Origin of the sequence: Natronosporangium hydrolyticum, from assembly GCF_016925615.1 — a bacterium.
Lineage (GTDB): Bacteria > Actinomycetota > Actinomycetes > Mycobacteriales > Micromonosporaceae > Natronosporangium > Natronosporangium hydrolyticum.
In genome coordinates this window covers 1,886,323-1,901,829 of record NZ_CP070499.1, presented here as the reverse complement: position 1 = coordinate 1,901,829, position 15,507 = coordinate 1,886,323, and the positions used below count along the sequence as shown (strand labels likewise).

The window sequence follows — 15,507 nt, the reverse complement described above, 5'->3', positions numbered from 1 at the left end:
ACTCTGGTCAGCCGCGTTGGATTCGGGTGATCTGCGATTCGCCGCCGGCAGCCTCGGGCTTCCGCAACGACTCCACCTGCTCGGCCATCCCCGCCACCGTCGGGTGGGCGAACAGGCTGCGCATCGGCAGCTTCACCCGCACCGCGCTGCGCACCTGGGCGATCAGCTGCACCGCCACCAGCGAGTTGCCGCCGAGCGTGAAGAAGTCGTCCTCGGCGCCGACCCGCGACACCCCGAGCACCGAGCTCCACACCTCGGCCAGCTGCGCCTCCAGCTCCGTCCGAGGCGCCACATATCCGTCGTCGTAGCCGGCTTCGTCCGTCGACACCGACCCGGCCGCCGGATCGTCGCCGGTGGCGCCGGCCGCCGCGGCGGCGGTCTCGGTGTCCAGCCGGCGGGTCTTCTCCCGCAACACCGCCAACGGGCTGGCGGCCACCACCACCTGCGGGCCGAGATCGGCGGCCAGCAGTCGCCGCAGCGCCTCGGCGCCCTCCTCGGGGCTGATCGCGTCACCGCTGGCGGCGGCGTCGAGGGCCACGCTGGCGGGCGCGGTGAGCCCGGCGCTGACCGCGGCCGGATCGATGCGGCGCAGCATGAAGTCGGTGATCTCGACCAGCACCTGCCCGTCCGAGTCGACGAGCGTGACCTCCGCGCTCATCACCTCGCCACCGTCGGGGTGGTAGCGGAGATGGCTGAAGCAGACCGCCGGCAACGGCGCCCGCACCAGCACCCGGCCGTACCCCATCGGGAGGTAGGTGCCCTCGGCTGCCCGGAAACCGAACGAGGTGGCGACGTCGAGCAGCGCCGGGTGCAGGCCCCACCGGGCCAGGTCACCGGTGGCTGCCGCCGGCAGCTCCAACCGGGCCAACTCTTCCCGGTCGCCGCGGTACACCTCGCGCAGGCAGTCCCACCGAGGTCCGAATGAGACGATGCTGCCGCGCTCGCCGGCCGCCGGTGCGCCGGCCCTGGTGCACCGGGCAGTGACCGCGGCGAGGTCGACGCCGGCCGCCGGTGGCGGGGTGACCCACTGGCCACGCCCCTGCGCGTGGGTTCGTTGCCGGCCAGCCAACCCGCTGCTGATCCGGAACTCACCATCCGGGGAGACATCGACCTGGTAGCGCGCGGCCAGGTCAGCGGGGACCGACAGCGGTTCGGTGAAGACCACGTCCTGCAACGAGATCACCTGCCCCGGCTGCGGCGCCGGCAGCAGCTGGGTCAGCGCCTCCCGGGCACACTCCACATGACCGGTGCCGGGCACCACCGGCACCTCCGCGATCCGGTGCTGGTCGACCAGCCAGTGGCTGTCGGCGCTGATCCGGCCCGAGACGCTGCGGGAGGTACGGGCGGTCAGCACCGGGTGGGACAACGGGGTGACCGCGGCGTCGCTGGCCCGCAGCCCTTCCGGTGCGGCCACCTCCGCGGCCATCCCGACCTCCGACCAACCACCCCAGTTGACCGAGACCACCCGGGTCGACCAGCCGTGCTCGCTGCGGGCATAGGCGTCCAGGAAGGCGTTCGCCGCGCAGTAGTCGAGCTGCCCCAACCCACCGGTTACCGCCGTCACCGAAGAGCAGAGCACCACGAAGTCCAGCGCCAGGTCGCCGTAGGCGGCGCGCAGCGCGAGCGTGCCGGCGAGCTTGGGCCCGAGCACCGCCTCGGCGTCGGCGCGCTGGCGGACCTCGGCGAGGCCGCCGCCGGGCAGTCCGGCGGCGTGGACGATCCCGTGCAGACTCTGCAGGGGTCCCGACCGCCGGAGTTCGCGGAGCTGCTCCGGGTCGGTGATGTCCACGGCGCGCACGTGCACGGTGGCGCCGGCGCGCTCCATCCGGCGGATCGCGGCGATCGCCCGGCCGGTCCGGTCGCCGAGGCCGTGCTCGGCTAGGTACTCCTGCCACTGGTCCCGCGGCGGCAGCCCGGTCCGCGCGACCAGCAGCAGCTCGCCACGGGTACGCCGGGCCAGGTCCTCGGCGATGGTGATCCCGATGCCCCCGAGCCCGCCGGTGATCAGGTAGCCGCCCCCCTCGCGTAGCCGCGGCTCGCCGCCGGGGAGACTGACCTGCTCGTAGCGCAGCGCCCAACGGCGACCGGCGCGCAGCGCCACCTCGGCGGCGGGCTCGCCCGGGTCCGGCGCGGCGCGGCGCAGCTCGCCGACTATCTCATCGGCCGCCGTCTCCGGGCCGGTGTCGATCCGCCGCACCGCCAGCTCGGCGACCTCCAGCGGCGCGACCCGGGCCACGCCGGCCAACGTGGCGTGCTCGGGCCGGCGCAGCCCGCCCGGGACCGGGTCCTCGGTCTCGCTCGTGATCAGGTCGAGCCGGATCGGGCCGGCGGCCTCGGGCCGGGCCGCGACCGCCTGCACCAGCGCCAGCGCGCTGAAGAAACCCTCCTGCTGGGCGGCCCAGCCACCGGAGACGTCGGTGACCGGGGCGCCGTCGAGAGCGGTCGCGTGGATCACGTGCGACGCCGCGGCCACCGCGGCCGGCTCCTGACCCGGCGGGAACTCGGTGACCGCTGCGCCACCGAATCGCAGCGCCGCGGCCAACGCCCGCCCCCGCGCCCCGGCGACCACCACTGCACAGGCCCCGAGCTGCTGGTCGGCCGGCGCGCCGGGCAGCTGCCGCCAGGTCGGCACCGCGAACCGGTCCGGCACCGGCAGCGGTCCGGCGGCTGCCGATACCTCCTCGTCGGCGCCGCGCCGACCAGCGCTCTGCGCACCGGCCCCGCCCGCGCCGTCCCCGGTCACCGGGTCCGGGTCCGACCAGTGCCGCTGGCGCTCGAACGGGTAGGTCGGTAGCGCCACCCGGCGCCGGCCGGCTGCGCTGGCGTCCAGCGTCACCGGCGAACCCGCGGTCCACAGCCGGCCGGCGGCCGCGTAGAGCGTGGCTAGTTCGCTGCCCGGCTGCGAGGGCAGGCTCGGCAACGGTGCTGGCTGGCCCTTGGCGAGCTGTAGCCGGACCAGGCCGGCGAGCTGGCGGCCCGGCCCGCACTCGACAAAGTGCCACGGCCCGCCGCCGGCCTGCGCCAGGATCGACGCCACCGCGTCGCCGAACCGCACCGGCTGCCGCAGGTGCGCCGCCCAGTACCCGGGGTCGGTCGCCTGCTCGTCAGTGATCGGCGCACCAGTGACATTGGACCAGAACCTTGCCTGGGGGGCCGATCTCGGTACGGCGGCCACCGCAGCCTCGAAGTCGGCCAGGATCGGCGCCATCATCGGCGAGTGGAAGGCGTGTGACGTACGGAGCCGGCGGGCACCCACCCCGTCGGCCTGCAGCGCCTCGGCGAACTGCGCCACCGCCTCGGTCGGCCCAGCCACCACACACGTACCCGGGCCGTTGACCGTCGCCACCACCAGCTCCGCCGGCAGCCGACCAGACACATCAGACTCTGCCAGTGGCACCGCCAGCATCGCCCCGGCGGGGACCGACTGCATCAGCTCCCCGCGCCGGGACACCAGTCGCAGCGCGTCCGCCAGCCGGAAGACCCCGGCGAGGGTGGCTGCTACGTACTCGCCGACCGAGTGTCCGAGCATCGCCGCCGGCTCGACTCCCCAGCTCCGCCACAACATCGCCAGCGCGTACTCGAGTACGAAGAGGGCGGGCTGGGTGTGCCGGGTCTCCTGCAGCCGTTCCGCGGCGGCCGGGTCGAAGAGCAACTCCCGAAAGTCCGGGCCCAGCACGGCCAGGCACTCGTCGACCGCTGCCGCGAACGCCGGCTCGGCACCGTACAGCTCCGCCCCCATCCCGGCGTACTGCGAACCCTGGCCGGAGAAGAGGAAAGCCACCCGCGGCGGCTCCCCGGCCACACCGGTGACCAGGCGCTTGCCGGAACGCAGGCCGGTGACGGCGTCTCCGGCATCGGTGGCGACCACCGCCGCCCGGTGCGCCCGAGCGGTGCGCCCCACCCGCAACGTGTGCGCCACGTCGGCGAGCGGCAGCTCCGGCCGCTGCGCGAGATGGTCAGCGAGCTGCCGGGCGGCGGTCTGCAGCGCGCTGGGCGTCCGGGCGGAGAGCTGCAGCACCTCGGCGCTGCGGGCCGGGGCCACCCGGCCCGGCTCCGGCACGGGCGCCTCTTCCAACACCACATGGGCATTGGTGCCGCCCACGCCGAACGAACTCACCGCGGCGCGACGCGGCCCGCCAGCCGGCTCGAACTTCGCCGGCACACTCGCCACATAGAACGGGCTCTGCTCGAAGTCGATCTCCGGATTCGGCCGCTCGTAGTGCAGCGACGGCGGGATCATCCCGTGTTCCAGCGACAGCACCGCCTTGACCACCCCGACGATGCCGGCGGCCTGGCTCAGATGCCCGATGTTGGACTTCACCGAACCGATCGCGCACCACTGCCGGTCGCTGGAGCGGGGACCATAGACCGAGGTGAGCGCGGCGACCTCGATCGGGTCGCCGAGCGCGGTGCCGGTGCCGTGGGCCTCGACATAGGTGATGCTGCGGGGGTCGATGTCGGCCACCTCGACCGCTTGGGCGATCACCGCCGCCTGGCCGGAGACGCTCGGCGCGGAGAAGCCGACCTTACTGGTGCCGTCGTTGTTGACCGCGTTGCCGCGCACTACCGCCCGGATCCGGTCACCGTCGGCGATCGCGTCCGCGAGCCGCTTCACCACCACCACCCCGGCCCCGGAACCCCAGACCGTGCCGGCGGCGTCGGCGTCGAACGGCCGGCAGTGCCCGTCCGGTGAGACGTAGCCTTCCATCCCCAGGTAGCCGACCCGGTGCGGCAGCTCCACCGACACCCCACCGGCCAGCGCCAGCTCACACTCTCCGTTGCGGAGCGCCTCACACGCCAGGTGCAGCGCCACCAGCGAGGTCGAGCAGGCGGTGTGGATGGTCAAGCTCGGCCCTCGCAGGTTCATCCGGTAGGAAACCTGCGTCGCCACATAGTCCGGCGAGTTCACTGTGGTCACCGAGAGCTGGCCGGCGTCACCGGCCCACAGCGAACGGTTGGTACGCAGATTCAGCCACTCGTAACGGACATGGCCGCTGCCGGCGTACACGCCGATCGAACCCGGGTACCGGGCCGGGTCGTACCCGGCGTCCTCCAGCGCGGTGTGGGCGCTCTCCAGGAACAACCGATGCTGCGGGTCGGCCAGCTGCGCCTCCCGGGCGGTCATCCCGAACAGCTCGGCGTCGAAGTGCTCCAGTTGATCGAGCACCGGCGCGGCCGACACCCAGCTCGGATTGCTCAGATCCGCTTCGGTAGCCCCGGCCGCGAGCTGCTCCTCCCGGGACAGTTCCCGCACCGACTCCCGGCCGTCGATCAGGTTCCGCCAGAACTCCTGCGCGTCGGCCGCCCCCGGGGCCCGGACCGCGAGCCCTACGATCGCGATCGGTTCCACGCTGTGCTCGTCGGTCATGTCGGCCTCCTGCGTCGGCTACGGGATCGTCGGGCCGCGGCTACCTGGGCGGCCCGGGACAACTCGGGATCGGGCGCGTCGCCATCGAGGTGGGCGGCGAGCGCGCGGACTGAGGGGTAACGGAACAGATCGACCACCGGCAGCGACCGGCCGGTCAGCTCGGCCAGCCGGTGCTGCACCGCGACCAGGGCGAGGGAGTGTCCGCCCACGTCGAAGAAGTTGTCGGTGGCCCGGACCGCGGTGAGTCCGAGCACCTGCCGCCAGACATCGGCGACGAGCCGTTCGGTCGGGGTGACCGGGTCGGCGGGCAGGACCGGACCACCGGCCGGCGCCGGGGTCACCGCCGCCACCTCCGGCACCCGGTCGGTGCGGAACTCGCCCGGGACCTCCGCCACCGGCCGGTCCGGGGCGGAGACCAGATTCGCCAGCAGCGCCGGCAAATCGGCGGCGAGCCTGCTCATCCGGTCGGCGTCGTACAGATCCCGGTTGTAGAGCAGGTCGAGCACCAGCTCACCGTCCCGCTCCAGCAGGTAGACGGTGAGGTCGAACGGCGACCCGGGCGGCGCCACCGGCACCGGCGAGGCGGTAACCCCGGGCAGCGCCAGTTGTGGGCTGCCGAAGGTGTACGCGTTGAAGATCACCTGGATCAGCGGTGACCGGCTCGGGTCCCGCGCCACGCCGAGGTCTTCCACGATCCGCTCCAACGGCGCGGCGGGGTGGCCGGTGGTGGCGAGGAACTCGTCCCGGGCGGCCCGCACCGCGTCCGCGAAGCTGCGGTCGTCGGCGATCCGCAACCGGAGCGGGACGATATCCACAAAGAACCCGACGACCGGTTGCATGGCTGCCAGCCGACGGTCGGCGTGCACGGCGCCGACCACGAGGTCGGTCCCGCCGGTGAGCCGCCGGAGCGCCTGGCCGAGCCCGGCGAGGACCAGCTGCGGCACGGTCGCCCCGCACTGCCGCGCGAGCGCCCCGATCGCTGCCTCGTCGCCCAACCGCGCGGTCACCAGCGCTCCGGCGTACCGCTGCACCGGCGGCCGCGGATGATCCCGCGGCAGGTCGAGTGTGGTGGGTGCGCCCGCGAGGTGATCGGCCCACCAGCTTCGATCGGCGCTGCCGGCGCGCTGGTCGCGGCGCGCCAGCCAGTCGGCGTAGTCGGCGTAACCGTACGGCAGCGGCGCCAGCTGCGGTGATTCGCCGGCCAACGCGGCTCGGTAGGCGGCGGAGAGGTCGGCGTAGAGCGGAGTCTGCGACCAACCATCCACGATCGAGTGGTGAAACGCCAGCGCCAGCACGTGTTGCCGTTCGCCCAACCGGAACAACCGGGCCACCCAGAGCGGCCCCTTCGCCAGGTCGAACGGGTGCGCCGCCAGCTCCGCCACCAACTCCGGCAGCTCCGCCTCGGTGGCCGGCTCCACCACCAGCGCGACCTCACCGGGTGGGTCGCAGACCGCGTACGGCTCGCCCCCGGCGTCCGCGATCCGCCAGCGCAGAATGTCCTGCCGCTGCGCTACGGCGGCCAGGGCGCTGCCGAGCGCGGCCACGTCCAGCTCACCGAGCAGCCGTTCCGCGAAGACGATGTGGTAAGCGGTGAGCCTCGGGGCAAGCTGGTCGAGGAACCACATCCGGCGCTGCGACGGCGCCAACGCCGGTGGGTGCCCCCCGGTGAGCTCCGCAGCGGCGAGCCCCGCCGCCGCCGCGACCCGCACGGTCAACGCCGCCAGAGTGCGGGCGGCGAAGACATCCTCGACGCTGACATCCCGGCGGAGCTGCTCCCGGATCGCCGCCACCAGCCGCATCGCGGCCACCGAATGGCCACCCGCGGCGAGGAAATCCGCCGCCGGTTCCGGTGGAGGGCCACCGAGCACGCGTTGCCACAGCGCCGCCAGCGAGTCGCCATCGGCCACAGCGGGCGCCTCGACCAGCCGCCCCGCCCACTCCCGCAGCGTGCTCCGATCCACCTTGCCGCTGGCGCCGAGCGGCAGCTGCGGCAACCGCTCGACGAACCGGGGCACCATCGCCGCGGGCACCCGCTCCCCGGCGAACTCCCGCAGCGCCGACCGGTCCGGCGCGCTCTCCGGCGCCACGAAGGCCGCCAGCTCCACCCCGTCGGGGCCGTCGACCGGGGTTACCGCCGCGTCGCCGACCGCCGGGTGTGCCCGCAGCACCGCCTCGATCTCCGCCAGCTCGATCCGCTGACCGCGCACCTTCAGCTGACCATCACGCCGGCGGAGATACTCCAGGTCGCCGGAGGGCAGTTGACGCACCAGATCGCCGGTGCGGTACATCCGCGCCCCCGGCTCACCAGCGAACGGGTCCGGCAGGAACCGGGCGGCGGTCAGCCCTGGCCGGCCCAGGTAGCCGCGGGCGATGCCGGCCCCGCTGAGGTAGAGCTCCCCCACCTCCCCGGTGGGCACCGGCGCGCCGGCCTCGTCGAGTACGTACACCCGGTGGTTCGGCAGTGGCGCACCGATCGGTAGCGGCTCCTGCCAGCTGCCCGACAGCTCCTTGACCACCTGGCAGACAGTGGCCTCGGTAGGTCCGTAGACATCGAAGAAACGGTGCCCGGGCTGGCTCGTCCAGGGCCCGACCAGCGTCGGCGGCACCACGTCGCCGCCGGAGAGCGCAACCGCGAACTCCGGCAACCCGGCTGGGTCGAGCAACCCCAGCACCGCCGGGGTCACCACCCCCCAGGTGACCTGGTGCTCGGCGGCGAACCGCTGCAGTCGCGCCGGATCGGTCCGGTCGCTGTCGCCCGCCAACGCCACGCACCCGCCGTGCGCCAGGGTGACATACACATCGAAGGTCGCGGCGTCGAAGCTCAACGAGTTGACCCCGAGGGTGCGCATCTGCGGCCCCACCCCGGGCAGCCACCGGCGGCAACCGGTGACGAACTCCACGACGTTGCGGTGGCTGGTCAGCACCCCCTTCGGCGCGCCGGTCGAACCGGAGGTGTAGATCACGTGCGCGACGTTGAGCGGGGCCGCTGGCCCCGCCGGCAGCAGCCCGGGATCCACAAGCGACGTGGCTGCCGGCACCGGCAGGAACTCGGCGGCGTCCTCGCCCAGCAGCTCCCGACCGGCCGCGTCGGCGACCACCAGCTCCACCCCGGCGTCGGCGAGGATGCTGCGGCAACGCTGGCGCGGCTGCGCCCGGTCCAGGGGTAGATACCCGGCGCCGGAGAGCAGCACCCCCAACACCGCCACCACCAGCTCGGGGGTCCGCCGTGCGCAGACTCCGACCACCCGCTCCGGCCCGGCACCACGCCGGCTCAGGTTCGCGGCCAGCGCCGCCGCCCGACTCACCAACTCCTGGTAGGTGAGCACGGTCGACCATTGGCGTACGGCCGGGTCACCGGGGCGAGCCCGGGCCTGGGCCAGGACCAGCGCCGGCAACGTCGCCGGTTGCTCAAGCATCGGGTTCCCCCACGTGTAGCCGCAGCTCGCTGAAGTATCGGTTGCCGGCGGCGTCCGGCACCCAGGCCTGATCGGGCGTAGGCAGCATCTCGCTGACCACCACGGCCACCTCGCCGCCGCCCTCCGCCGCTGCGGCCCGCGCGAAGGTCGCCAGCGACCGGACATAAAGCACACTGCGAAAGTCCACATAGATCGGCTTGGTCTCGGTGCCGATCCGCAAGAAGACCTGCTCCGGCAGGCCTAGTCGGCGCCGCCACCGCCGGGCGGCCAGGAACCGCTCCCGGTCCCCCGCCGCCTCGGCCAGCCCGGTCTCGGCGACCGTGGTCCGCCAGGTCTCCCGGCTGACAATCAACTGGTCGACCGCCACCCGGGGGGTGTGCGCCCGGGTGTCGAGCAACTTGAACGAGTCGAGCGTGTGCAGCGCCAACAGCCGAGAGAAGACCTCAAGGAGTGGGTACTCCCGGCCGTCGGCGGTGACCACCCGCAGCTCCTCACCCCCGGCCGGCCCGCTGGCGGGACCTCCACCCGGCGCCGGCCGGACCCGCATCGAGGCGGCCGGCATCAACCGTCGCCGGTCCGCGCCGGGGGCGGGGGCGAACCCGAGCTGCCGGTCAGACGGTGCGGCGAGGGTCGGCGCCAGCCGACCCCCGATCCGGGGCCAGTCCGGCGGATAGAGCAGCCGCACTTGATCCGGCCCGAGATCCCGGGCGAGCTCCGCCACTAGCCGCTCCGGCTGCGGATGGAACCCGGTGAAGAGTGCGTTGTCGAAGACCGGCCACCCGACGTGCAGCTCCCCGAGCACCACGGTGAACTCGCCCCGGTTGACCGCCGCCACGTCCGGCGCACAGATCTGCAGGTCGGGGCTGTGCAACCGGCCCGCCGACCAGCCGGTCCCGCGGTCCGGGAAGACCCGCGCCACCGGGCCGGCTAGCTCTTCGGCGCGCAGCTGTAGCACCCGGGTGCCCGCTGGCGCCTGGGCCAGCCCCAGCAACTCAGCCCACCGCCGCTGGAACTCGCCGACCACCGCGTCGACCGGCCGCTCGGCCGCCCCGAAGAGCATGCCCTGCGCCAGGAACCACAGCTCGGCCAGATTGACCTCGTCACCCGGGCCGGTGGCCAACTCCTCATACAGCTCCCGCAGCGCCGACCCGTACGCGGCGGCGAGTTCGGCGCAGAGCCAGCGCGCGGCGCGCAGCAGCAACCCCATCGGCGCGTTGAGCGCGGCGAGCAGCGGCTCTCCGAAAGCGACGGTCAGATCACGGGCAGTATCTTCGAAGCACACCCGTCGACCGGCGTAACTCTGCCCCGGCCGGCGCTGCGCCGGCTGGCCGGTCAGTTCGGTGAACTCCCCGTCGAGCGCGGCGAGCGCCCCGGCCAACGCGGTCGGGTCTCCGGCTGCGCTTGCCACCCGGCCCCGAGCCGCCCGTAGCCGGTCCAGGCCGGTTCGGGCGCGCTCCCGCACCGGCTCATCGCCGATGCCGGCGATCCGGTCCGCCAACACCGACTCCGCCTGCGGCCCGATCGGCAGGTCGACATCCCACCGCAGCAGCCCCCGCTCGGCCAGCCGTTCCAGCAGCAACAGGCCGTCGGCCGCGCGGGGCAGCGCCAGCTCGGCCACCACCTGGTCGGCGGTACGACTACCGTCGCAGGCAGACAGGGCTAGATACTCCGGTCGGGAGAGCCGCTCCGGCGGGCGCGGCGGCGCGATCACCGCGCCGTCGGCGAGGTGCAGGTGCGGCTGCCGGACCGGCCGCAGCCACCGGCGGATCTCCGGGTCTGCGGCGAGCCGCTGGCCGAACTCGGCCAGTGCCCACGACTCAAACGACACCCGCCGCTCCTGCAACAGCCCCGGCCCCGGTCGCACCTGGATCGCCTCGGACTGGCCACCGTCGATCCGGGCCCAGCAGACCGGCCCGAAGAAGCCGATGGTTTCGTTCTTGGCGCAGTAACGCTGCCAGTACCGCACCACCGTGAGCTCCCGGTGCCGAGCGACGCTCGGGCGATACTTGTCGCCCGCGACCAGACCGTCCAGGGTCGCCAGCACACTCGGCGTCTGCCAGGTGACCGCCTCCCGGAACCGGGGGTCCGCCGCGATCTTCCGGATCTGTGCCGACCCCTCCGCCTGCGCCACCGCCAGCTGCTTGTCGAGCTGCGTCGCGTGCTCCTCGGTACCGGCCACGAGGTAGGAGTCGGCGGCCGTGGCGCACTCGGCCGTGACCAACTGGTCCAGCCCGTCGGCGGGGAAACCGGTGGTGCGCAGCAGCGCGTCGCGCCACACCGACCAGCCCGTCAGCACCTCCCGATCACCGGCGCCGGCGGTCGCGCCCCCGCCAGCCGGTCCGGCAGCGTCGGCCAAACCAGCACCGGCGACGCCGGTCAGGTGCTGGCGCACCTGCTCGGCCACCTCCGGCAGCCGCTGCTGGGGGAAGAAGTGCCCACCGTCCAGTTGGTGCAGTGTGAACCCGGCGCTGGTGTGGCGTCGCCATGCCGCCACCTCGGCTACCGGCACCGCGGCATCGCCCAGCCCGGCGAGCCCGACGATCGGCACCGGCAGCGGGGCACCGGGCGTGAACTGGTAGCTGTCGATCCAAGCGAAGTCGGCCCGGAGCGTGGGCAGGAAGACCTCTCGCAGCTGCGGATCAGCGGCGACGGCCGGCGGCAGGCTGCCGTGCTCCGACAACCGGGACAGCAGCTCGTCATCGGGCAGCCGGGACAACCCGTCCAGCGGGCCCTGGCCGGTCAGGTCCGGCGCCCGGCAGGCGGCCACGAAGAGCACGCTCGGCAGCGGCCCGGCCACCGCCATCAGCCCACGCACGAGTTCGAAGCCGAGCCGCCCGCCCATCGAATGACCGAACAGCGCGTACGGCCGGTCGACCTCCCCGGCCAACGCCGCGACCAGCGCCGGCACATCCACCTCCGCCGGCTCGGCGATCCGCTGTTCCCGGCCGGGTAGCTGCAGCACGCGTACCTCGGCGGCGTCGCCGATCGCGTCCGGCCACGCGGCGAAGCTGCCGGCACCGACGCCCGCCGGCGGCAGGCAGATTAGTAAGGCCCGGGCGGTAGGCCGCGGCTGCGGAGTGCGGAACCAGCTCATGCCACCACCGCCACCGCGTCGTCCCAGCAGCGCTGCCGGGAGAAGGGCTGTGCGGCGGTGGGCAGCCGCGACCAGCCCGGCGTCGGCGGCTGGGCCACCACGACGTGGGCGTTGGTGCCCCCGACGCCGAACGCGCTCACCCCAGCCACCCGGAGCGTGCCCGGCGGCTGCTCCGGCCACGGGGTGGTCTTGGTCGGCACCACGAACGGGCCGAAATCGATCTCCGGGTTGGCTTCCCGGAAGTGCAGGTTCGCGGGGATCATGCCCTGGCCCACCACCAGCGCCGTCTTGATCAGGCCGGTGATCCCGCACGCCGCGTCGAGATAGCCGAGGTTGGTCTTCACCGAGCCGAGCGCCACCGGCCCGGCCACCCGGTCGTCGAAGATCCGGCGCAGCGCCGCCACCTCGATGGCGTCCCCGAGCCGGGTGCCGCTGCCGTGCGCCTCGATGTAGCCGACCTGGTCGGGGGCCAGCTCGGACACGGCGAGCGCCTCCGCTACCGCGGCGGCCTGGCCGTCGACCCCGGGGACGGCGAACCCGCCCCGGTTGGCGCCGTCGTTGCTGACCGCGAAGCCCCGCAGCACCGCGTAGACCGACTCGCCGGCGGCGATCGCGTCCGCCAGGCGCCGCAGCACCACCGCGCCCCCACCGCTGGCGAACCCCGACCCCTGCCCGGCCGCGTCGAACGCCCGGCATACCCCGTCCGGTGACCGCAGCCCGTCGCTCGGGTGCCGATAATCCGGCAGGTCGACGTTGGTCCCGCCGGCGATCGCCACATCGCAGCGGAAGTCGAGCAGGCTCTGGGCGGCGAGGCAGACCGCCACCAGCGAACCGGAGCAGGCGGTCTGCACCGCCACCGCCGGGCCGGTCAGGCCCAGCCGGTAGGAGACCTGGCCCGGCAGGTGGTCGGCCGACTGGAACGGCGCCGGGTCACGGCCGGCCGCGACCCGCAGGCTCTGGTACTGGTTGGCGGAGGCGGACGCGAAGACTCCGACCGGCCCTGGCGGTGCGGCCGGGTCGTGGCCGCTGTCGGTCAACGCCTGCCAGGCGAGCTCCAGGAACATCCGGTGCTGCGGATCGGTCGCCACCGCCTCGGCCGGAGTGAAGCCGAAGAAGTCAGGGTCGAACTCGGTCAACCACGGGGTCGGCTGCCCCGTACTATCTACTGTGTCGAGCAGTTGGGTCCAGAAGGCGCCCACATCACCAGCGCCGGGGAACCTCCCGGCCATGCCGACGATCGCGATCTCATCCCCGTACGACGTCTCATCTCCGGTCACCGATCCACCTTCCGTTCCGCCCCCGCTGCCGTTCCTGCTCGCTGCGGGCCCTACGGGCACCGCGGCGTTGCGCCATCCGGCCAGCGACCGCATCCAGCGCGGAGACCTCCGGAGCCGCGGCGGCATCGTCCACCACGGACGAACGGGCGCCAGCGGTAGCGCCGGAGTCGAGATGGGCCGCCATGGCCGCGACCGTGGGATACTCCAACAACCGGACCAGTGGCACGGTTACCCCGGTGACCGCGGTCAGCCGGTACTGCAACCGGTTCAGCGACAACGAATCGCCGCCGGCGTCGAAGAAAGTCACCTGCCGGCCCACCGCGGCCACCCCGAGGACGTCGCACCAGGCCCGGGCCACCAGATCTTCGGTACGCCCGACCGGGCGGGACTGCACCGGCACCGGCGCCGGGACGGCGGTCGGGTCAGGCAACGCACGGACATCGACCTTGCCGGAGATCGTCAACGGCAGCGCCGGGACCACCACGACCCGGTGCGGCAGCAACGCCGACGGGAGCTGGGCAGCGAGGTCGGTGCGCAGCCGGGCCGGGTCGAGCGCCTCGGTCGCCACCCCCCGGGCCGGCTGCACATAGCCGTAGAGCTGCACCCCGCCGGCCGGGCCGGCGGTCGCCGCGGGCCGGGCCACCGCGACCGCCCGCGCCACCCCGGGCAGCGCCGCCAACTGCGCCTCCACCTCGCCCAGCTCGACCCGGTGGCCGTTGACCTTCACCTGCCGGTCCACCCGGCCCCGGTAGCACAGCGTCCCGTCCGGCAGCCGCTCCGCCAGGTCACCGGTGCGATAGAGCCGGCCGCTGTCGAGGAACCGCTCCGCGGTCTGGGTCGGCTCCCCCCAGTACCCCAATGCCAGGTAGTCGCTGCGAATCGCCAGCTCGCCCGGCCCCGACTCGGTCTCCGGCATCGGTTGCCCGGCCCCATCCAGCAACACCGGTTGGTAACCGGCGAGCGGGGTGCCGATCGGCAACACCTGGCTGCCCGGATCGCCGGGGGGCTCCGCCCCGACCGGCAGATGCAGCTGGACGGTGAAGCTCACCTCGGTGGCACCATAGCCGTTGACCAATCGGCAGTCGGGCGCGAAGTGACGGCGCACAAGGTTCAGGTCGTCCCGGGTGGCGGGCTCGCCGCCGAGCAGCACGGTCCGCACATCGGGCAACCGATGCTCCGGACCGCCGGTCTCGATCAGATAGTCCACCAGGTACCGGAAGACCGTCGGGGTCGAGTGGTAGATGGTCACCCGCGCCCGCGCGAGCGCGTCGGCGAGCCTGGCCAAACCGTCGCGCCGCAGGTCCACCGGGGCCACCGCCGCCCCAGCGAGCAACGCCCCGTAAAGGTCGCTGACCGACATGTCATAGCTGAACGGGGTCACCAGGCTGGTGCGGTCGGCCGGTCGGAGGGCAAAATTCTCGATATGGTTACCGAGACCGTGCAACACGCTCCGGTGGCCGTGGGTGACGCCTTTGGGTCGGCCAGTCGAGCCAGAGGTAAAGAGGATATAGGCCGGTTGTTCCGCGGCTACCTCGGTGATCTCCAGCGGGCCGGGCGCCACCTCGTCCAGCTCGATCACCACCGCGCCCGGGACGGGCTCGGCCACCGCCGCGGCCAGCTCTCGCAGCGAGCTGTGGGTCACGATCGCCGACAGCCCCGACTGGGCGGCCATCACCCGCAGTCGCTCCGGTGGATAGGTCGGGTCGAGCGGCACGTAGCACCAGCCGGCCGCGAGCCCGCCGAGGATGGCGGCGATCATCGGTTCGCCGTGCGACAGCAGCAGCCCCACTCGAGGCGCCAGGTCGAAGCGCCCGGCGAGCGCCGGCCCGCGCGGGTCAGCGCCCGAGACGTCGACGGGCCGGTCGGCCGGGTGGCCGGTCTCGATCGCGCGCAGTCGCTCGGCGATCCCGCCAGCCGCCGCCGCCAACTCCTGATAGGTGACCGAGCGGTCCGGGCCGAGCACCGCCGGCCGGCCCGGGTAGCGCCGGGCGACGTCGGCGAAGGCGGCACCCAGCGTGGCGTCTCGATAGGGGAAGTGGATCGGCGTCGCCGGCATCCGGCCGGACTCCACCACCGTGGCAGCGCCGACCGGCGCTCCGTTGGCGGCGGTGTGCCATGCCTGCACCAACACCTCCAAGCCCAGACGCGCCCTCACGGGGGCACAGAAAGTGCCGCCGTGACTTCGAAACGGATGGCCGAAGTATACAAGCCGGTCGCCAGTTGTCCACTCACTCAAGAATTGCTGCACCCATTGGTGCGCAACGGATTGAGCGGACCTGTTGGACCGAGCGAACGCCCCCTATCAATTCGCCTTTATGACCATTAAGGGGCGTTTCACCGGGACTGGCACCT

5 protein-coding genes are annotated in these 15,507 nt (G+C 73.5%); all 5 read right to left on the bottom strand.

Annotated elements, in window-relative coordinates; translation table 11 throughout:
- Positions 1-7: 7 nt before the first annotated feature.
- Genes JQS43_RS08515 through JQS43_RS08495 form a run of 5 tightly spaced genes read right to left on the bottom strand, consistent with a single transcriptional unit; the run spans position 8 to position 15,310 of the window.
- Complete coding sequence (locus JQS43_RS08515) at positions 8-5,368, bottom strand: type I polyketide synthase (protein ID WP_239678515.1); 5,361 nt, start codon at positions 5,366-5,368, stop codon at positions 8-10.
- Positions 5,365-8,784 (bottom strand): amino acid adenylation domain-containing protein, encoded by a 3,420-nt coding sequence (locus tag JQS43_RS08510; protein ID WP_239678514.1) that lies wholly within the window; start codon positions 8,782-8,784, stop codon positions 5,365-5,367. The genes JQS43_RS08515 and JQS43_RS08510 overlap by 4 nt, the downstream gene beginning before the upstream one ends.
- The gene (locus JQS43_RS08505) at positions 8,777-11,878 is read right to left on the bottom strand and encodes a lantibiotic dehydratase (protein WP_239678513.1); all 3,102 of its coding nucleotides are present in this window, start codon (positions 11,876-11,878) and stop codon (positions 8,777-8,779) included. The genes JQS43_RS08510 and JQS43_RS08505 overlap by 8 nt, the downstream gene beginning before the upstream one ends.
- Entirely contained in the window at positions 11,875-13,155 is a 1,281-nt protein-coding gene (locus JQS43_RS08500) for a beta-ketoacyl [acyl carrier protein] synthase domain-containing protein (RefSeq protein WP_239678512.1), read from the bottom strand. Before JQS43_RS08500 ends, JQS43_RS08505 begins: the two co-directional genes overlap by 4 nt.
- Positions 13,142-15,310, bottom strand: a complete 2,169-nt coding sequence (locus JQS43_RS08495; RefSeq protein ID WP_239678511.1) for a non-ribosomal peptide synthetase — start codon at positions 15,308-15,310, stop codon at positions 13,142-13,144. The genes JQS43_RS08500 and JQS43_RS08495 overlap by 14 nt, the downstream gene beginning before the upstream one ends.
- Between the last annotated feature and the right edge of the window lie 197 nt (positions 15,311-15,507).